The organism is Parahaliea mediterranea (assembly GCF_003402235.1).
GTDB lineage: Bacteria > Pseudomonadota > Gammaproteobacteria > Pseudomonadales > Halieaceae > Parahaliea > Parahaliea mediterranea.
On record NZ_QEWO01000006.1, the window covers coordinates 163471 to 180994 of the forward strand.

A 17524-nucleotide genomic window follows, 5' to 3' on the forward strand; every position below is an offset into this window, starting at 1 on the left:
TGTGCTAGAAGTTTTCCGGCATGCGCGCTTTTTCGCGGGCGACCTCCCGCGAGATGATGCGCTTGTCCACCAAATCGTGCAGGCACTGATCCATGGTCTGCATGCCCAGGGCCTGCCCGGTCTGGATGGCGGAGTACATCTGCGCCACCTTGTCCTCGCGGATCAGGTTGCGGATGGCCGAGGTGCCGCGCATGATTTCGTGGGCCGCCACCCGGCCGCCGGTGGTGCGCTTGAGCAGGGTCTGCGACACCACCGCCTGCAGCGACTCCGACAGCATGGAGCGCACCATGGCCTTCTCCGCCGCCGGGAACACATCCACCACGCGGTCGATGGTTTTGGCCGCCGAGGTGGTGTGCAGGGTGCCAAACACCAGGTGGCCGGTTTCCGCGGCGGTCAGCGCCAGGCGGATGGTTTCCAGATCGCGCATCTCGCCCACCAGGATGATGTCCGGGTCTTCGCGCAGGGCCGAGCGCAGGGCCTCGGCAAAACCGAGGGTGTCGCGGTGCACCTCGCGCTGGTTCACCAGGCATTTCTTGGACTCGTGCACAAACTCGATCGGGTCCTCGATGGTGAGCACGTGCTCGTACTTGTTGTCGTTGATGAAGTCCATCATCGCCGCCAGCGTGGTGGACTTGCCGGAGCCGGTGGGCCCGGTCACCAGCACCAGGCCCCGGGGCATCATGGCGATATCGCGAAACACCTGCCCCATGCCCAGATCTTCCATCGACAGCACTTTGGAGGGAATGGTGCGAAACACCGCGCCGGCGCCGCGATTCTGGTTGAAGGCATTCACCCGGAAGCGGGCCACGCCAGGCACTTCAAAGGAGAAATCGGTTTCCAGAAACTCCTCGTAGTCCTTGCGCTGCTTGTCGTTCATGATGTCGTAGATGAGCTCGTGTACCTGCTTGTGCTCCATCGGCGGCAGGTTGATGCGACGCACGTCGCCATCGACACGGATCATGGGTGGCAGGCCGGCGGACAGGTGCAAATCCGATGCACCCTGCTTGGCACTGAAGGCGAGCAATTCTGTAATATCCACCGTTCCCCTCCCCTGGGTGGCTCAACCCGACACGGCGCTTCGCGTGGCCCCGGTGCCTTGCGGCTGGCGTGCAAGGGCGGGCGCCCGTGCATGTTATTCTTGCGTTGCCGCCCCCGCTGTTTGGCGGGTGTCACCCGCTTCAGGACCTGCGCATGAGTGAGCGACAACTTTCCGACAATATATCAAACCTGCTGGCGAGAGTAAGCCGGGCGGTGGATAAATACCAGCGCCCGCCGGGGGATGTCACCGTGCTCGCCGTCAGCAAAACGCGCAGTGCCGACACCGTGCGCGAAGCCGCCCAACTGGGCCTTGCGGCCTTCGGCGAGAACTATCTGCAAGAGGCGCTGGAGAAGATAGAAGCCCTGGCCGACCTGGATCTGCAGTGGCATTTCATCGGCCCCATCCAGTCCAACAAAACCCGCGCCATTGCCGAGCACTTTCACTGGGTGCACAGCGTGGATCGACTCAAGATTGCCCGCCGCCTCAGCGAACAGCGTCCGGCCCACCTGCCGCCGCTGCACATCTGCCTGCAGGTGAATGTGTCCGGCGAGGCAAGCAAGGCCGGCGTGCGCCTGGCGGAGCTGCCGGCGCTGGCGGCGGCGGTGGCCGACCTGCCCAACCTCGCCCTGCGCGGGCTGATGGCCATTCCCGCGCCTTGCGACGACCTTGCCCGGCAGCGGGCGCCGTTTGCCGCCCTGCGCGAGGCAATGACGGCGCTGGCGCTGCCGCAGCTGGATACGCTCTCCATGGGTATGTCCGGCGACCTTGAGGCAGCCATCGCCGAAGGCGCCACCCTGGTTCGCGTGGGCACTGATATCTTCGGCCCCCGCGGGTGATTTAGCCAGCTGGCGGCGTGTATACTGCCGCTTCATTTTTGACGGGCTGGAGCAGACGTTGAGCACCCCCACCATCACCTTTATCGGCGCCGGCAATATGGCCCGCAGCATCATCGGCGGCCTGCTGGAAAGCGGCCATCCCGCCGCCGCGCTGCGCGCCGCCGACCCCTTCCCGGACAGCCTGGAACAGCTGCGCGCGCTGGGCCCGGTGCCCACCTTCGCCGACAACGCAGACGCCGTGCGCGACGCCGACGTGGTGATACTGGCGGTCAAACCGCAGATCATGGCCGAGGCCCTGCCCTCCATTGCCAGCCAGGTGGCCGAAAACAACGCGCTGGTGATTTCCATCGCCGCCGGCATCACCATCGACAGCATGCGCGCCCGGCTCGGCGAGCGCACCGCCATTGTGCGCGCCATGCCCAACACGCCGGCCCTGCTGGGCTGCGGGGCCACCGGGCTTTACGCCACCGAGCAGGTGGGCGAGACCCAGCGCGGTTACGCCGAAGCCATTCTCGGCGCCGTGGGCATTGTCGAGTGGCTGGACAGCGAAAGCGCGCTGGATGCCGTCACCGCGCTCTCGGGCAGTGGCCCCGCCTACTTCTTCCTGTTCATGGAAGCGATGATCGACGCCGGTGTGGAACTGGGCCTGGCGCGCGACACCGCCACCGCCATGGCCCAGCAGACCGCCCTGGGGGCAGCGCGCATGGCCATAGAAGGCGACGTGGACCTGGTGGAGCTGCGGCGCCGGGTCACCAGCCCCGGCGGCACCACCCAGGCGGCGGTTGAGAGTTTTGAAGCCGACCACCTGCGCGACACCATCGCACGCGCCATGGGCGCCGCCGCCGGCCGCGCCGTTGCCATGTCCCGCGAGCTGGGCTAGCCCGGCGCACCGACCCAAGGAGACCCAGCCCACGTGAGCGCCCTCAACGAAATTCTCGTCTACCTGCTGCAGACCGCCCTCAGCCTCTACCTGGTGGCGATGCTGCTGCGCTTTTTGCTGCAGCTGGTGCGCGCCGACTTCTACAACCCCATCAGCCAGTTTCTGGTGAAAGTCACCAATCCGCTGGTGGTGCCCCTGCGCCGGATACTGCCAGGCTTTGGCGGCATCGACCTGGCCTCGCTGGTTTTGGCGCTGGTGCTGCAGGTGCTTGGCATCGTGGTAATGCTGTGGCTGTACGGCCTGGCCATTCCCAACGTGGCGGTGCTGCTGGTGTGGGCCGTGCTGGGGCTGGTGGCCCTGCTGGTGAACCTGTACTTCTTTGCCCTGCTGGCGGTGATTATCCTCAGCTGGGTAGCCCCGGGCAGCAACAACCCGGCGCTGTACCTGCTGTACCAGCTCACCGAGCCGGTGATGGCCCCCTTCCGCAAAATGCTGCCGGCCATGGGCGGGCTGGATTTCTCGCCCATCCTGGTCTTCATCGTCATCAATGTGCTGCAGATTGCCCTGCGCCACATTGCCACCGGCGTGGGCCTGCACCCGGCACTGGTGATCGGCCTGTAGATGCGCCACGGGGCCACTGACACTGCCGGCTCGGTGGGGATTGTCACCCCCCAGACAGCGCGTTTTGACGAGCCGCTGATGCTGGCCTGTGGCCGCGCGCTGGCGCCCTACGAGCTGGTGTACGAAACCTACGGCACGCTGAACGCGACGCGCTCCAACGCGGTGCTGATCTGCCACGCCCTGTCCGGCCACCACCACGCCGCCGGCTACCACAGCGAGACAGACCGCAAACCCGGCTGGTGGGACGAATACATCGGCCCGGGCAAGCCCATCGACAGCAACCGCTTTTTCATTGTCAGCCTGAACAACCTGGGCGGCTGCCACGGCTCCACCGGGCCCACCGCCATCAACCCGGACACCGGCAAACCCTGGGGGCCGGATTTTCCGCCCCTGCGCGCCCGGGACTGGGTGCACAGCCAGGCACGCCTGGCGGACCGCCTCGGCATCAGCAGCTGGGCGGCGGTGATCGGCGGCAGCCTCGGCGGCATGCAGGCCATGCGCTGGGCGCTGGAATACCCCGAGCGGGTGAAACACTGCGTGGTGATCGCCTCGGCGATGAAACTCAGCGCCCAGAACATCGCCTTCAACGAGATCGCCCGCCACGCCATCCAGTCCGACCCGGACTTTGCCGAGGGCCGCTACCTGGAGCAGGGCAACCTGCCGGCCAAGGGCCTGGGGCTGGCGCGCATGGTGGGCCACATCACCTACCTGTCGGACGACGCCATGGCCGCCAAGTTCGGCCGCGACCTGCGCTCGGGCACCCTGGAGCGCGGCGGCGAGGACGACGTGGAATTCCAGGTGCAGAGCTATTTGCGCTACCAGGGCAGCCAGTTCTCCGGCAGCTTCGACGCCAATACCTACATCCTGATGACCCGCGCCCTGGACTACTTCGACCTGGCGCGGGAATACGGCGACGACCCGGTGGCCGCCTTCCGCCACGCCCGCTGCAGCTTTCTGGTGATTTCCTTTTCCACCGACTGGCGCTTTTCGCCGGCCCGCTCGCGGGAGATTGTGGACGCCCTGATTGCCGCCGACCGGCCGGTGACCTACGCCGAGATTGAGGCCAACGAAGGCCACGACGCCTTCCTGATGCCGATCCCGCGCTACCGCGAGCTGTTTGCCGCCTACATGCAGCGGGTGGGAGACGCCTGATGCGCCTGGACCTGACCCGCATCCAGCCCTGGATTGCCCCCGGCTCCCGCGTACTCGATTTGGGCTGCGGCGACGGCGAATTCCTGCATCGCCTGCAGGCCGAGTGCCAGGTGCGCGGCATGGGGCTGGAGATCGACCCGGGCCAGCTCACCGCCGCCGTGTCGCGCGGCCTGAACGTGGTGGAGCAGAACATGGACGAGGGCCTGGGCAACTTCCCCGACCAGAGTTTTGACACCGTGGTGATGGCCCACGCCCTGCAGGCAGTGCACTACCCGGACCGCGTGCTGGATGAAATGCTGCGCATCGGTCGCGAGGGCATTGTCACCTTCCCCAACTTCGGCCACTGGCGCTGCCGCCTGTACCTCGGCACCCGAGGGCGCATGCCGGTGTCGAAGTTCATGCCCTACAGCTGGTATGACACGCCCAACATCCACTTCTGCACCGTGGATGACTTCGAGGCCCTGTGCCGCAGCAAGGGCATCCGCATCCTCGACCGCGAAATGGTGGGCAACACCGAGCGCAGGCCGCTGCTGGCCGGCGCCTGGCCCAACCTGTTCGCGGTCACCGCCATCTACCGGCTGTCCCGCTGACATGGGCGCGCCCCTGACATGGATGCTCGCCCTGTGCCTGACCATGGGCCTGGCCCTGTTTACGCAGACGGGCCAGGCGCAGCAGAGCGAGCGCTTCGGGCCTTATGAGTTGCACCACAGCGTGGTGAACACCACCTTTCTCTCGCCGGAGGTGGCCGCCCAGTACAACATTGTGCGCGGCGAGAAGCGCGGCATCGTCAACCTCGCCATTCGCGAGCACCGCCCCAACGGCAGCGTCGTCAACCGCCCCGCCCTGCTCAAGGGCCGCAGCTGGGACCTGATCCAGGGCCAGGATCTCGAGTTCCAGGAAATTCGCGAAGGCCAGGCGGTGTACTACATTGCGCCGTTCAAGTTCATCAACCGCGAGTGGCGCCACTTCGAGGTGCACTTCCGGCCCGAAGGCGCAGAGCAGACCTATACTTTCAAGTTCAAGCACCAGCTGTACGTCCACTGATATGAGCACTGTGATTCTGGCCAGCGGCAACGCCGGCAAACTGAAAGAGCTGGACCGCATCCTGGCCCCGCTGGGGCTCAGCCTGCGCTCCCAGGGCGAGTTTAACGTGCCGGAAGTGCCCGAGGACGGCCTGACCTTTGTCGAGAACGCCCTGATCAAGGCCCGCGCCGCCGCCCGCCACACCGGCTTTGCCGCCATTGCCGATGATTCCGGGCTGGAAGTGGACGCCCTGCGCGGCGCCCCGGGCATCTACTCCGCCCGCTACGCCGCCAGCGAGGCGGACACCTGGGGCCAGGGCGATGCCGGCAACAACCGCAAACTGCTGAGCGCCCTGGAGGGCCTGCCGCAGAGCGAGCGCAGCGCGCGCTTCCAGTGCGTGCTGGTGTACCTGCGCCACGCCGACGACCCGACTCCCATCATCTGCCAGGGCAGCTGGGAGGGCTTTGTACTGCCGGCTCCCCGGGGCGAGCAGGGCTTCGGCTACGACCCGCTGTTCTACGTGCCCGGCCACGATTGCAGCGCCGCCGAACTGCCGCGGGACGTGAAAAACCGCATCAGCCACCGCGGCCAGGCCTGCGCGCTGCTGGCCCGCGCCCTCGCACAGCGCGGCGCCTAGCGCCGCCCCGGTCGCCGGCCACCCTGCGACACCCGCCATGCACCTGCCCCCCCTCAGCCTGTACATCCACCTGCCCTGGTGCGAGCGCAAGTGCCCCTACTGCGACTTCAACTCCCACGAGGCCCAGGCGATACCCGAGCAGGCCTATGTGGATGCCCTGCTGCGCGACATAGAGGGCGAAGCCGCGCGAGCACAGGGGCGCAGCGTGCACACCCTGTTCATCGGCGGCGGCACCCCCAGCCTGTTCAGCGCGCCCGCCATCGCCCGGCTGATGGCTGGCATTGCCGAGCGCCTGCCGCTAGCGGGCGAACTGGAAGCCACCATGGAAGCCAACCCCGGCAGCGCCGAGGCCGAGAAATTCGCCGGCTTTCGCGCCGCCGGCATCAATCGCCTGTCGCTCGGCGTGCAGTCGTTTCAGGACGCGCAGCTACAGGCGCTGGGCCGCGTGCACAGCGCCAGCCAGGCCCGGCGCGCACTGGACATGGTGCGCGCGGCGGGCTTTGACAACTTCAACATCGACCTGATGCACGGCCTGCCGGGGCAGAGCCAGCAGAGCGCCCTGGCGGATTTACGCAGCGCACTGGCCTGCAACCCGCCCCACCTGTCCTGGTACCAGCTCACCATCGAGCCCAATACCGTCTTCCACAAACGCCCGCCGACCCTGCCGGTGGAGGACACCCTGGCGGACATCCAGGACGCGGGAGAGGCCCTGCTGCAGGACACGGGCTTTAGCGCCTACGAGGTGTCGGCCTGGTCGCAGCCCGCTCGACAATGCCGCCACAACCTGAACTACTGGCGCTTCGGGGACTACCTGGCGATTGGCGCCGGGGCCCACGGCAAGGTGACCCACCGCGACGGGCGCATCGAGCGCTACGCCAAGCGGCGCCAGCCGGCGGACTACCTGGGCAGTGAACGCGGTGCTTTCGAGGCCAGCCAGCGCTGGCTGGCTGCCGCTGAGCTGCCGGGGGAGTACATGCTGAACACCCTGCGCCTGGCCGGCGGCGCGCCGCTGGAAAACTTCGAGCGCTACACCGCCCTGCCGCTGGCCACAGTGCAGGGCACCATCAGCCAACTGGGCGAGCAGGGGCTGCTGGCCGTCACCGACGGCCACCTGCACTGCACCCGCCTGGGCTGGCGCTACCTGGACACAGTGGTGGGAGAGTTTTTTCCCGAGTGAGGCTTCACCCCGGGGCCATTCAGGTTGGGCGAGGGTCACGCAGGGCAGTTGACCACGCGGCAGCAACCTGCGATTTACTCAGCAATGGTGACGCGCCTCAATCCGCCAGCAGTGGCCGCCACCAGTCTTCGTTGGCGAGGTACCAGTCCAGGGTCTTCTCGATACCGGTCTCGAAGGTTTCCACCGGCACGTAGCCGAGTTCGCCGTTGATCTTGGCGGCATCGATGGCGTAGCGCCAGTCGTGGCCGGCGCGGTCGTCGACGAAGGTGATCAGGCTGCGGGACTCGCCCTTGAGGGCCGGCGAGTCGGGGAAGCGCTGGCACAACTCGGCGTTTTCCGCAAAGCGGCGGTCCAGCCGGTCGCACAGCAGGTGCACGATATCGAGGTTGTTCCACTCGTTGTTGCCGCCGATGTTGTAGGTTTCACCCACGCGGCCGTTTTGCAGCACCAGCTCGATGCCGCGGCAGTGGTCCTGCACGTAGAGCCAGTCGCGGATGTTGCTGCCATCGCCATACACCGGCAGGGGCCGGCCGCGCAGTATGTTGGTAAGGCACAGGGGTATCAGTTTTTCCGGGAAGTGATAGGGGCCGTAGTTGTTGGAGCAGTTGCTGGTGCTGACCTGCAGCCCATAGGTGTGGTGCCAGGCACGCACCAGATGATCCGAGGCGGCCTTGCTGGCGGAGTAGGGCGAGTTGGGTTCGTACTTCTGCTCTTCATAAAAGGCCGGGGCTTCGCGGCTGAGAGAGCCGTAGACCTCGTCGGTGGACACATGATGGAAGCGATGTTCGCTGCCGCTGCCCGCCAGCCACACCGCGCGCGCGGCCTCCAGCAGGCTGTGGGTGCCGATGACGTTGGTCTGGATAAAGGCGTCGGGGCCGGTGATGGAGCGATCCACGTGGCTTTCGGCGGCAAAGTGCACGATGGTATCCACCCCATGTTCGCGCAGGGTGCTCTCCACCAGGGCCTGGTCGCAGATGTCGCCGTGCACGAAGTGGAAGTTGCCCCGCCCTTGAAGGGCGCTGAGGTTGGCGCGGTTGCCGGCGTAGGTCAGCGCGTCGAAGGCCACCACAGTGTCGTTGGGGTGAGCACTCACCCAGTGGTGGACGAAGTTGGCGCCGATAAAGCCGGCGGCGCCGGTGACCAGCAGGGATTTGGCCATGGTGCTATTCCTTGTTGAATTCAGGTTCTGCGGCGAGCGCATCCAGCATGTGGCGCAGCTGCACGCGCCAGTGGGTGCCGGCCAGCGCCAGGTCGCGCCAGCTTGTCGATTTATCCAGCACGCTGTAGGCGGGCCGCTGGGCCGGGGTGGGGTAGTCCGCCGCGGCAATCGGGGCAACCTCAACGGTGCGCGGCAGCAACCCCCGGGCCAGGCCTTCTTCGGCTATGGCCACGGCAAAGTCGTACCAGCTGCAAACGCCGGCGTCGCTCCAGTGGTAAATGCCCCCCAGGGCGGGCTGCCGGGCAAAGGTCCACAACGCACCGGCCAGCCCCGCCGCCCAGGTGGGCGTGCCCACCTGATCGGCAACCACACCCAGGCGCTCGCGCTCGACCATCAGGCGCAGCATGGTTTTCACAAAGTTGCCGCCAAACCGCGAGTACACCCAGCCGGTGCGCACAATCAGCGCCGAGGGCAGCGCCGCCTGCACGGCCTGCTCGCCGGCCAGTTTGCTGGCGCCATACACACCCAGCGGCGCGGTGGCGTCGCCCGGGCGGTAGGGCCGGCTGGCGCCGCCGTCAAAAACAAAATCGGTGGACACATGCAGCAACCGGGCACCGGCCGCCGCGCAGGCCCGGGCCAGGTTGGCGGGGCCTTCGGCGTTGATGGCAAAGGCCTGCTCGCGCTCGCTCTCGGCGCGATCCACCGCCGTGTAGGCGGCGGCGTTGATGACGATGTCGGGCTTCAAGCCGGTGATGCGCTGCATGACGGCCTCGCCATCGGCGATATCCAGGGCGTCGCGCCCCAGGGCCAGCACTTCCACCTGCGGGGCGCTGGCGGCGAGTTCACTGCCCAGCTGGCCGCCGGCGCCTGTCACCACAACTCTCTGCACGATTAATTGCTCTCTTGGTTCTCTTTACGGGTTCTGTCTTTCCGGGTTCTGTCTTTGCCGGAGCTGTCTTTCCTTTCCCGGAGCTGTAATAGCCTGGTTGGCTCGGCCGGCGTTAGGTTTGGGCAGGGCCGGCTGTCACCCGCGGCGGGCCTGTATGGCGATTGGCGCCCGCCATCGGTAGACTAGCGGCAAAACAGAGTTTAACTCGTGCCTGCCAACACCCAGTCCATTGCCAACCCACAGCGTATCGACATCGACCTGCGGCTGGTCGCCTTCGCCAGCCTGCTGCTGTCGCTGTGGCTGATTTTCCTCGACCCGCTGATCAATCGCGACGGTGTACTCTACCTGCGCGCGGCGCAAGCCTACCTCAGCGAGGGCCTGGCTGCCAGCCGCGCCCTGTTCGGGCGCCCGGTGCTGTCCATTCTGATCGCCGAGCTGCACCGCCTGAGCGGCCTGCCGTTGGCCACTGTCGGACTGGCGCTGACCACGCTGTGCTACATCGGGCTCAGCGTGGGCATGGTTGCCACGGTGGCTACTCTTGGCGGCGACCGGCGGATACAGCTGTTTGCCGCCATTCTGATCCTGGCCTACCCGGTGCTGAACGACTACCGCAGCGCCATCATGCGCGACCCGGCCTACTGGGCCTGCATGATCTGGGCCCTGCGCGGCCTGCTGCGCTACGCCCACCAGCCCTCACCTCGCCGGCAATGGGCCTGGTACGGGTGGATGCTGCTGGCGGTGCTGTTTCGCTTTGAGGGGCTGTTTTTCCTGGTGCTGGCGCCCTTTACCCTGCTGCTGCCCGGGACAGGCACGCGCAAGCGCGACGCCCTGCGCCTGCTGCTGCCACCGCTGCTGGTGGTGGCGATCGGGCTCACCGCCATTGTCATTCACCAGAGCGCCCAACCCGATGGCGGCGTGCTGTTCCCGGCCATCAGCCACTATGTGGACCAGGTATTCGGCCTGCCGGATCGCTTCCACCAGCTGGCCTCCGATACGGCGGCGGCCCTGCTGGCGTTTTCGGCCCAGGAAGACGCCGGCTGGGTGGCGGTAACCGGCCTGCTCACCATTTTGCTGCTGAACGTGTTCCGCGCCATCACCTGGCCGTGGCTGGCGGTGCTGGCCTGGGGCTGGCTGCGCCGCGGCTGGGAGCGCATTGCCCCGCGCGACCAGCGCCTGCTCAATGCCCACATGGCCATTGCCCTGCTGTACCTGGCCCTGTTCACCTTCGGCAAGCACTTCATGCTGGAGCGCTACGCCGCCATTGTCGCGCTGCTGTGCATTCCCTATCTGGCCTTTACCCTAAGCGGGCTGTGGCAGGGGGCGGCGGGCCGCAGCGGCAAGGTGATTGCCGTGCTGCTGCTGGTGGGCACCGTGGGCGACGTGCTGCACAACGGCGACTACAAAAAAGCCTATGTGGCCGACGCCGCCCGCTGGTTGCGCGAGCAAACCCCCGCCGGCGCCAGTCTGGCCGCCAATGATATGTACATCGCCTGGTTCAGCCAGCGCACCTACGACTGGAGCCAGTACAGCGCTCACGACTACGGCGTGAGGGATCTGCTCCGCCGCCCCGACCTGTGGCAGGGCCGCGACTATCTCGCAATGGAAGTCAGGCGCGCGGAAGCCGCCCAGTGGCAACAATTCCTGGAGCGTGAACAGCTACAGGAAATCCAGGTGTTCGAAGGCGGCGGGCGACGCAGTATCCACATTGTGAACCTGCGCGGCAGCGCACCTCAGAAGCGGTAGCCGAAACTGTCGATGTCCGCCGCAAAGGCCTCGGCAATAATGGCCTGGGTGTCCGCGTTGTAGTAATCCCGGTAACTGCCGCGGTCCGAGGGCTTGGCATGGCCCAGGCTGGCCTGCACGCCAATGCGCTGGCAGATGCCCTCGAAATCCTGCTGCAGGGTTTCAAACCGCCCGACAAACTCCACCAGCATCTCGCCGTGCTCGTCCACCAGCCAGTCGCGCTGGGCCATGAACATGCGCGGCTGGTCGTAGTAGCGCGAATCGCGCTCCACGTAGCAGCGCTGCAGCCACTCGGCAAAGGGAATGGGCTGCTCGCCGAGCCCGGTCTGGTTGGTTTTTACCCGGTAGTGGTAGTGGCTGACCACCTTGTCCCAGGGGTTGCGCACCACGCTGAACACAAACTTCCTGGCCCAGGCATCGGCCCCCAGCTGGCGGTATTTTTCCAGCGCGGTGCTGTGATCCAGCCCGGCGCCCAGGGCCTTTTCAATGCTGCTGCCGCCGGTTTTGTTGATGTGAATGAACACCCAGGGCCGCAGGTGGCGCTCCCGCAATGTGCGGTGCCAGTACCGAAATCGCGCCGCGCTGTCGCTGGCAAAGCCCATGGTGTCTCCGGAAGCAGAAGAAAGAGGTGCTAAAGACGGGACGCATCCCGGCGCGTAGAATAACACGCCCATTGCCGCGGGAGCGCCGTCATTACCGATACCGAACGCCAGACACCCGACTACCACGCCACGGCCTTGCTGCTGGCAGGCGACGAGGTGCCCGAAGGCTGGGAAGTGGTGGCCAGCTCACCCTACGCCCGGGTGGCAAGAGAGGCCAGCCTCGGCGTGTTCTACAAGGCCTTCCTGCCGCGCACCCCGCTGGAGCGACTCAAGGGCCTTTTGCGCGGCAGCCGTGCCCGCCGCGCCCGCCTGCAATCCGATGCCCTCAATCACGCCGGCTTTACCGCCCCTGAAAACCTGGCCTGGGGCCGCCTTGGCGGCGGGCGCGAATACCTGTTCAGCCGCGCCGTGCCGGGCGAAGGCATTACCCACTGGCTGCGCCACGGCCTCAGCGGCCGCGACGCCGCCACCCTGGTGCTGCGGCGCAATCTGCTGCGCGAGCTCGGCACCTATATCGGGCGGCTGCACGCCACCGGCTTCATCCACGGCGACCTGCGCACCAGCAACGTGCTGGCCAACTACAAGGGCGGCCAGTTCCGCTTTGCCCTGATCGACAACGAGCGCAACCTGCGCCGCCGCCCACCCCCCGGCAAGCTGGTGCTGAAGAACCTGATGCAGCTGAACATGCTGCTGCCCAGCGACCTGACCCGCACCGACCGCTGGCGCTTCTTCCAGGCCTGGCGGCGCCAGCACCCGGAGCTGGGCCACCTGGAAGCGCGTATTCTCGCCACCGAGTCCTACCGCTGGGCCATGCGGCGGCTGCGCGCCAAAGGCAAGGTATGAAGCACCTGCACATTGTGGGCTGCCCGCGCAGCGGCACGACCCTGCTGATGGAACTGCTGTGCACCTGCTTTGCCAGCGACGGCTACTGCGCCCATGAGCGCAGCATTTTTGCACCGCCCACGGTGGCCGATGCCGGCCTGTACTTCAGCAAGCAGCCCAACGACATCAAGCAGCTGCGCCATATCTTCTTCCGCGACGAGCAGCTCTATGTGATCTACCTGGGGCGCGACCCCCGCGCGGTGATCACCAGCAAGCACCGGGAAAACCCCGGGCAGTACTTCTGCAATTACCGTGTATGGGCCGAATGCGACAGGGCCGCCCGGCGCTACGACGGGCATCCGCGCTTCCTGCGCCTGCGCTACGAGGATCTGGTGGGCAACCCCGACGAGGTACAGGCCCACATCGCCCACCACTTTGGCTTTCTACAGCAGCGCCACCGCTTCAGTGAATACCACCTGCACGCGGCCCCCTCGGCGGACGCCAGCCGCGCCATGAACGGCCTGCGCGCGGTCAACCCGGACAGCCTGCAGAAGTGGCGCCAGCACCTGCCGCGCATCAAGGAACAGTACCAGCGCCATCCGGCACTTGCCGACGACTTGCAGCGGCTGGGTTACGAAACCGATCGGCAGTGGTTGCAGGCGCTCGCATCGGTGCCGGCACAGGTGTATCCCTGCCGCTACCCGGAGCGGCCGCAGACCCTGAAGGACTGGGAGCGCGCGGTGCGCGTGTGGTGGAAGTCGCGGCACTACCTGGCGGCGCGCGGCGCCGCCTGATCGCATGTGCGCGGGCGGCCGCGCACCGTGGCCCAGCGCCGGCCGGCGCCTGCTTCACGACCGGGCGTTCACTCGGGCAGAGCGTCAAACCCCGGCAAGGTCTCCAGCTGCTGATCCCAATCCGCCCTCGCGCCCTCAAACAGGTGAGCCTGGGGCAACTGACCCAGCGGGTCGTCCAGGCTACCGGCGGGCAACACCACCAGCGTCTCACTCACCTGGGCATTGGGCTCGGCATTCTTATCAACATGAGGCAGCGCATAAGGCAAGGCCGAGCCACAGACCTCACAGAAGCAGCGCTCGTGCCGGCTGCCCGGCAGGCGAAAGCGCCGGCAGCGGGATTCGCCCTGCAGCCATTGCAGCTGTGCACTGGCCGAGAACAGGTTGGCGGCGTGGGCCGAACCGCTGCCCTTACGGCAGCGGCTGCAGTGACACAGGTAGAAGTGTTCGAAGTCACCCCGCACCCGAAAACGGACGGCGCCGCACAGGCAGGAGCCCTCGCGCTGTGTATCCATGCTCAATCTCCAGGCAGGCCGGCGCCTGCAACGGCGCTAGCGGCGCTCCCGCAGCCAGGTTTCCAGGTCGTCCAGCACCTGCAGGCGCTCGGGTTCGTTGAAGATCTCGTGGTACAACTGCGGATAAAGACGCAGGGTTTTGTCCGCTGAGCCAGCCCCCTCGTGGAAGGCCACAGAACCGCCCGGCGCAGTCATGACATCCCCCTCGCCGTGCATGACCAGCAGGGGCAGGGTAATCTCGCCACGCCGCGCCTGCACCTCGCCCATCGCCCGAAACAGCTCGCTGACCAGGCGCGCGCTGGCCTTGCCGCTGTGCACCAGCGGGTCGTCGATATAGCGCTGCACTACCTGCGGGTCGCGGGACACCTGGGTGGCATCCAGCTGCAGCAGGCCCATGCGGGGAAAGAGCCTGGACAGCAGGCTGTTGATCCACAGCAGTACGGCCGACGGTTTCGGGTCCACCCCCAGGGCCGCGCCGGACAGGGCGGCGGCATAAAAATCCCGCGGGTGCTCCAGCAGGTAGCGGGCGCTGATCAGCCCGCCCATGCTGTGGCCCACCAGGGCGCAGGGCAGGCCGGGGTACCACTGGCGAATCTGCTCGCGCAGGGCATCCAGGGGTGCGAAGAAGTCCTCGAAGCGATCTATGTAGGCGCGATGCCCGGGCGACCGGCCGTGGCCCGGGTGATCCGGCGCCACCACGGCGTACCCGCGAGGGCAGAAGTAATCGGCAAAGCCCTGGTAGCGGCCGCTGTGCTCCCCCAGGCCGTGCACCAGCAGGATGACAGCGCGAGGCTCGGTGGTGGCGCGCCAGTGGCGGTAGAACACCTCCCCCGGCAGGCGGCCTTCTTCTGCTAGCGCAGTGGCAGTGGCCGGGTTTGCGCCGGGTTCGTCCATCGGGTTTACCTCCCCAGTAATTCGTGGCCGCGGCGGCCGTATTTGTGGGCGTGACGCTTGCGCAGGGTCACCAGCGGTGCAATGGCTGCGCGGGTCACATCGGCCCAGTCGCGGCCGGTTTCCTGGCAGTAGGTTTCCACAAAGGCATCGTAGTATTCCACCGGCAGGGAGAGCTCCTCGGCGTTGAGCGTAAAGCGGGCGATATCCACCGCCTGGCGCTTGCTGGCGCGACTGGCCCGGCTCACGCCGTCCAGATCCACCAGCACGCAGTGATCGCCCTCCAGCACCAGGTTGGCCCACTTGCAGTCGCCGTGGGCGTAACCGGCCCGGTGCAGGGCCGCCACGCTCTGGGCGCAGCGCTGCATGATGGAAAACCAGTCCAGGGCGTGGCCAGGGTCGCCCGTCCACAGGGTTTTGAGGTCGGCGCCATCGAGCGCCGCGGTGGCCAGCAGGGCGCCCTCTTCCAGCCACAGGCAGCCCAGCGGCTCCGGCGCGGCAACACCGGCTTCGCGCAGGCGCGCGGCGGCATCGAAGCCGCGCACCGCCCGGCTGATGCTGAAGCGAAACAGCAGGCCCTGCCAGCGCGATTTACTGGCGAACAGCTTGAGGTAGCAGCTGCGCCCGTGAATGTCCGCCAGCACCACGGTGCTGCGGTTTTCCTGCTTGAGCAGGCGCCCGCGCTCACCCAGCCAGTGGCGCAGATTATCGGTAGCAGCCAGTTCGCTGCGCAGGGCCTCGCACAGGGGGCCGTCGCGCAGGATGCGGGCATTCACGGCTGCCGCTCCCAGGGGCCCGGCGGCGGCGCGGTGCCGTGGTCCTTGCGGTACAGGGCCAGGGCGCTTTTGTGCACGCTGCGCCAGAAGAAGCGCCGGGGGCCGGCGGCCTGGCGCAACCCGCCCGGCAGGTAATGGCGCAAAAAGCGCAGCAGGTCACGTTGGGTGAGGCCGATGTCCATGGCTGAAAAATACAAGCCGGCGAGGTCTTTGACCAGCCAGCGCTTGGGCACTTTGTCGCGCAGCTGGGCCCGGTGCAGGTCGATAATGTGGCAGCGGGGGCTGCGCTGGTGCAGGGTGGCCGGGTCAAGGTGGAAGTGGCAGAGGTAGAAGTCCCGGTGGTTGATGCCCGCCTCGTGCATGCGCCGGGCGCTGTCCGCCACCTTGCGGATCAGCTTCTGGCGCAGCGCAAAGGGCGGCGGCTGCTGGCGCCAGTGGCGGCAGTAATCCTCCAGGCTGACGGTGCCGGTCAATTCGTCGGTGACGATGAGGGAGCGCTGCCGGGCCGGGTTCAGGCCGGCACGGGCGTAGGCGGCAACGGTCATGGTGTCCACGCCCAGCGCCCGCAGCAGGTTGACCGCCCGGTATTCGTTGCCGGCACCGAGGATGGGCAGGCGCAGCTGGCTCAGGTTTTTGCAGATTTCGCCCCAGCCGATGCCGCCGTGGTATTTGAGGAAGTAGGCGCGCCCGTCCAGCAGCAGGCGCACGGTGCGCCGGCCTTCGCGGGCGCGGTACACGGCATCCGCCGGCACCGCTGCCGCCACCCGCCGGCCCCAGTCCAGCAACGCCTCGCCGCCCACTGCCCGGGCGAGGTCGTCGCGCAGCCACTGCTCAGCCACTCGCGTTGCCCCGCTTGCGCTGCAGCAGGGTCTCGATCAGTTCGGCGCCTGTGCGATGCATGGAATAAAGGTCTTCCCGCCCTGCGTAGTCCAGCGCCGCCGCACGGCAGCGCTGGTTTTCCGGTGGCGCCAGCACCTCCTTGAGCGCCGTTTCCAGCGCCGGCTGGGCAAAGGGCGCGCCCAGCACACGCCCGGCGCCCGCCGCGCCAATATGATGAGCGTAGCCGCAGACATCGGTCACCACCACCGGCAGGCCCGCCACCAGGGCCTCCAGCAGCACAATACCGGCGGCCTCATCCAGGGCCGGGTGCACCAGCACATCCGCCGCCAACAGCAGGTCGGGTACGTCGTCGCGGCCACCGAGAAAGTGCACCTGGCCGGTCATGCCCAGGCTCGCTACCTGGCGGCGAAAGCCGGCCTCCTTGTCCTGACCGACAACAAAGAGCCGGGCGGGCAGGCCCTGTTCACGCAGGCTGGCCAGGGCGCGAATGGCCCTGGCCAGGCCTTTTTTGATAAAGCCGGAGCCCACAAAGAGCAGCATGTGCTCGCCCTCCGCCAGGCCGAGCTCGGCCCGTTTTGCCGCCCGGCGCGCCGGCGCATCCAAGCCGGCGCGACGGTCCGGGGCAATGCCCGGCGGCAGCATGTGCAGGCGATGCTGCGGGGTGTGGTAGTGGCGCAAAAACTTGGCTTTCTCGGTCTCGGAGATGAGCAGAATCTCGGTATGCCCATCGGCGGCGAACACCGCCCGTTCGTAGGCGGCAAAGTGGCGAAAGCGCGGCGTCAGCCGGTACAGCCAGCCGCGCTCCTGCAGGGCTTTGTCGAGGTAGCAGGAATCGGCGGCGTAATACACGTCCAGCCCCGGCATCTTGTTGAAACCCACCACGCCGTCCACCGGATCGCGCGCCAGGTCGGCCTGCACCCAGTCGAGGTAGCGCGCATTGCGGCGGTTATTGGACAGCGCCCTCACCGGTACCTGGCGCGCGTCCACCCCGGCCAGCGGCTCGCCCTGCCAGCGGATAAAGTACACCCGGACTGTATGGCCCCGCACCTGGACTTCTTCCACAAAACGGCGGAAGTCGCGCTGCATGCCGCCGTAGGGAAAGTACTTGTAGAGCAGAAAGGCGAGGCGCAT

The 17524-nt window shown here is 67.1% G+C and carries 20 protein-coding genes; 11 read left to right on the forward strand and 9 right to left on the reverse strand.

The window, feature by feature from the left end:
* Nucleotides 1–4: 4 nt before the first annotated feature.
* Nucleotides 5–1039 carry a type IV pilus twitching motility protein PilT gene (locus DDZ17_RS18170; protein WP_116368398.1) on the reverse strand — a complete coding sequence of 345 codons (1035 nt, stop codon included), beginning with the start codon at nt 1037–1039 and terminating at the stop codon, nt 5–7.
* 152 nt (nt 1040–1191) lie between these two features.
* On the opposite strand from DDZ17_RS18170, the gene DDZ17_RS18175 reads away from it, so the two are divergent.
* From DDZ17_RS18175 to hemW, 8 genes are read left to right on the forward strand one after another with little or no spacing between them, the layout of a single operon-like run.
* A complete protein-coding gene (locus DDZ17_RS18175) occupies nt 1192–1875 on the forward strand; it encodes a YggS family pyridoxal phosphate-dependent enzyme (protein ID WP_116368399.1) in 684 nt (227 codons plus the stop codon).
* A gap of 58 nt (nt 1876–1933) precedes the next feature.
* On the forward strand, nt 1934–2755 hold the full coding sequence (gene proC / locus DDZ17_RS18180) for a pyrroline-5-carboxylate reductase (RefSeq protein ID WP_116368400.1): 822 nt from the start codon (nt 1934–1936) through the stop codon (nt 2753–2755).
* 33 nt (nt 2756–2788) lie between these two features.
* Nucleotides 2789–3376: a YggT family protein gene (locus tag DDZ17_RS18185; protein ID WP_116368401.1), complete on the forward strand. Its 588-nt coding sequence runs from the start codon at nt 2789–2791 to the stop codon at nt 3374–3376.
* Nucleotides 3377–4528 (forward strand): homoserine O-succinyltransferase MetX, encoded by a 1152-nt coding sequence (gene metX / locus DDZ17_RS18190; RefSeq protein WP_116368402.1) that lies wholly within the window; start codon nt 3377–3379, stop codon nt 4526–4528.
* Nucleotides 4528–5118, forward strand: coding sequence for a methionine biosynthesis protein MetW (gene metW, locus DDZ17_RS18195; RefSeq protein WP_116368403.1), 591 nt, complete (start codon nt 4528–4530; stop codon nt 5116–5118). The genes metX and metW overlap by 1 nt, the downstream gene beginning before the upstream one ends.
* A 1-nt stretch (nt 5119) precedes the next feature.
* Nucleotides 5120–5572: a DUF4426 domain-containing protein gene (locus DDZ17_RS18200; RefSeq protein ID WP_241505949.1), complete on the forward strand. Its 453-nt coding sequence runs from the start codon at nt 5120–5122 to the stop codon at nt 5570–5572.
* Between the two features lies 1 nt (nt 5573).
* Nucleotides 5574–6188: an RdgB/HAM1 family non-canonical purine NTP pyrophosphatase gene (gene rdgB, locus DDZ17_RS18205; protein WP_116368404.1), complete on the forward strand. Its 615-nt coding sequence runs from the start codon at nt 5574–5576 to the stop codon at nt 6186–6188.
* A 37-nt stretch (nt 6189–6225) separates the two neighbouring features.
* Nucleotides 6226–7365, forward strand: a complete 1140-nt coding sequence (gene hemW / locus DDZ17_RS18210; RefSeq protein ID WP_116368405.1) for a radical SAM family heme chaperone HemW — start codon at nt 6226–6228, stop codon at nt 7363–7365.
* 97 nt (nt 7366–7462) lie between these two features.
* On the opposite strand, the gene rfbB is transcribed toward hemW, so the two are convergent.
* Together rfbB and rfbD are read right to left on the reverse strand one after the other, a co-directional pair.
* The gene (gene rfbB, locus DDZ17_RS18215) at nt 7463–8524 is read right to left on the reverse strand and encodes a dTDP-glucose 4,6-dehydratase (protein WP_116368406.1); all 1062 of its coding nucleotides are present in this window, start codon (nt 8522–8524) and stop codon (nt 7463–7465) included.
* Nucleotides 8525–8528: 4 nt separating this feature from the next.
* Complete coding sequence (gene rfbD, locus DDZ17_RS18220) at nt 8529–9413, reverse strand: dTDP-4-dehydrorhamnose reductase (RefSeq protein WP_338322797.1); 885 nt, start codon at nt 9411–9413, stop codon at nt 8529–8531.
* 207 nt (nt 9414–9620) lie between these two features.
* Between rfbD and DDZ17_RS18225 the strand changes: the two genes are divergently transcribed.
* Nucleotides 9621–11156: a hypothetical protein gene (locus DDZ17_RS18225; protein WP_116368408.1), complete on the forward strand. Its 1536-nt coding sequence runs from the start codon at nt 9621–9623 to the stop codon at nt 11154–11156.
* On the opposite strand, the gene DDZ17_RS18230 is transcribed toward DDZ17_RS18225, so the two are convergent.
* Nucleotides 11144–11758 (reverse strand): sulfotransferase family 2 domain-containing protein, encoded by a 615-nt coding sequence (locus DDZ17_RS18230; protein WP_206613591.1) that lies wholly within the window; start codon nt 11756–11758, stop codon nt 11144–11146. The two genes, DDZ17_RS18225 and DDZ17_RS18230, sit on opposite strands and share 13 nt — an antisense overlap.
* A 135-nt stretch (nt 11759–11893) precedes the next feature.
* On the opposite strand from DDZ17_RS18230, the gene DDZ17_RS18235 reads away from it, so the two are divergent.
* Nucleotides 11894–12601 carry a lipopolysaccharide kinase InaA family protein gene (locus DDZ17_RS18235; RefSeq protein WP_157976721.1) on the forward strand — a complete coding sequence of 236 codons (708 nt, stop codon included), beginning with the start codon at nt 11894–11896 and terminating at the stop codon, nt 12599–12601.
* Nucleotides 12598–13374 carry a sulfotransferase domain-containing protein gene (locus DDZ17_RS18240; protein WP_116368410.1) on the forward strand — a complete coding sequence of 259 codons (777 nt, stop codon included), beginning with the start codon at nt 12598–12600 and terminating at the stop codon, nt 13372–13374. Before DDZ17_RS18235 ends, DDZ17_RS18240 begins: the two co-directional genes overlap by 4 nt.
* Nucleotides 13375–13442: 68 nt before the next feature.
* On the opposite strand, the gene DDZ17_RS18245 is transcribed toward DDZ17_RS18240, so the two are convergent.
* The 5 genes from DDZ17_RS18245 to DDZ17_RS18265 are packed head-to-tail and all read right to left on the reverse strand — an operon-like array spanning nt 13443 to nt 17524.
* The gene (locus DDZ17_RS18245; protein WP_116368411.1) at nt 13443–13886 is read right to left on the reverse strand and encodes a GFA family protein; all 444 of its coding nucleotides are present in this window, start codon (nt 13884–13886) and stop codon (nt 13443–13445) included.
* A 36-nt stretch (nt 13887–13922) separates the two neighbouring features.
* The gene (locus tag DDZ17_RS18250; RefSeq protein WP_116368412.1) at nt 13923–14780 is read right to left on the reverse strand and encodes an alpha/beta hydrolase; all 858 of its coding nucleotides are present in this window, start codon (nt 14778–14780) and stop codon (nt 13923–13925) included.
* 5 nt (nt 14781–14785) lie between these two features.
* Nucleotides 14786–15553 carry a lipopolysaccharide kinase InaA family protein gene (locus tag DDZ17_RS18255; RefSeq protein ID WP_157976722.1) on the reverse strand — a complete coding sequence of 256 codons (768 nt, stop codon included), beginning with the start codon at nt 15551–15553 and terminating at the stop codon, nt 14786–14788.
* Nucleotides 15550–16392, reverse strand: coding sequence for a lipopolysaccharide core heptose(I) kinase RfaP (gene rfaP / locus DDZ17_RS18260; RefSeq protein WP_206613592.1), 843 nt, complete (start codon nt 16390–16392; stop codon nt 15550–15552). Before rfaP ends, DDZ17_RS18255 begins: the two co-directional genes overlap by 4 nt.
* The gene (locus tag DDZ17_RS18265; RefSeq protein WP_116368414.1) at nt 16385–17524 is read right to left on the reverse strand and encodes a glycosyltransferase family 4 protein; all 1140 of its coding nucleotides are present in this window, start codon (nt 17522–17524) and stop codon (nt 16385–16387) included. Before DDZ17_RS18265 ends, rfaP begins: the two co-directional genes overlap by 8 nt.

Excerpts from the sequence above, each read along its gene's own strand:
- DDZ17_RS18175 (WP_116368399.1), top strand. The coding sequence starts at position 1,192 with ATGAGTGAGCGACAACTTTCCGACAATATATCAAACCTGCTGGCGAGA.
- metX (WP_116368402.1), top strand. The coding sequence starts at position 3,377 with ATGCGCCACGGGGCCACTGACACTGCCGGCTCGGTGGGGATTGTCACC.
- metW (WP_116368403.1), top strand. The coding sequence starts at position 4,528 with ATGCGCCTGGACCTGACCCGCATCCAGCCCTGGATTGCCCCCGGCTCC.
- DDZ17_RS18200 (WP_241505949.1), top strand. The coding sequence starts at position 5,120 with ATGGGCGCGCCCCTGACATGGATGCTCGCCCTGTGCCTGACCATGGGC.
- rdgB (WP_116368404.1), top strand. The coding sequence starts at position 5,574 with ATGAGCACTGTGATTCTGGCCAGCGGCAACGCCGGCAAACTGAAAGAG.
- hemW (WP_116368405.1), top strand. The coding sequence starts at position 6,226 with ATGCACCTGCCCCCCCTCAGCCTGTACATCCACCTGCCCTGGTGCGAG.
- rfbB (WP_116368406.1), bottom strand. The coding sequence starts at position 8,524 with ATGGCCAAATCCCTGCTGGTCACCGGCGCCGCCGGCTTTATCGGCGCC.
- DDZ17_RS18230 (WP_206613591.1), bottom strand. The coding sequence starts at position 11,758 with ATGGGCTTTGCCAGCGACAGCGCGGCGCGATTTCGGTACTGGCACCGC.
- DDZ17_RS18240 (WP_116368410.1), top strand. The coding sequence starts at position 12,598 with ATGAAGCACCTGCACATTGTGGGCTGCCCGCGCAGCGGCACGACCCTG.
- DDZ17_RS18245 (WP_116368411.1), bottom strand. The coding sequence starts at position 13,886 with ATGGATACACAGCGCGAGGGCTCCTGCCTGTGCGGCGCCGTCCGTTTT.
- DDZ17_RS18250 (WP_116368412.1), bottom strand. The coding sequence starts at position 14,780 with ATGGACGAACCCGGCGCAAACCCGGCCACTGCCACTGCGCTAGCAGAA.
- DDZ17_RS18265 (WP_116368414.1), bottom strand. The coding sequence starts at position 17,524 with ATGCGCCTCGCCTTTCTGCTCTACAAGTACTTTCCCTACGGCGGCATG.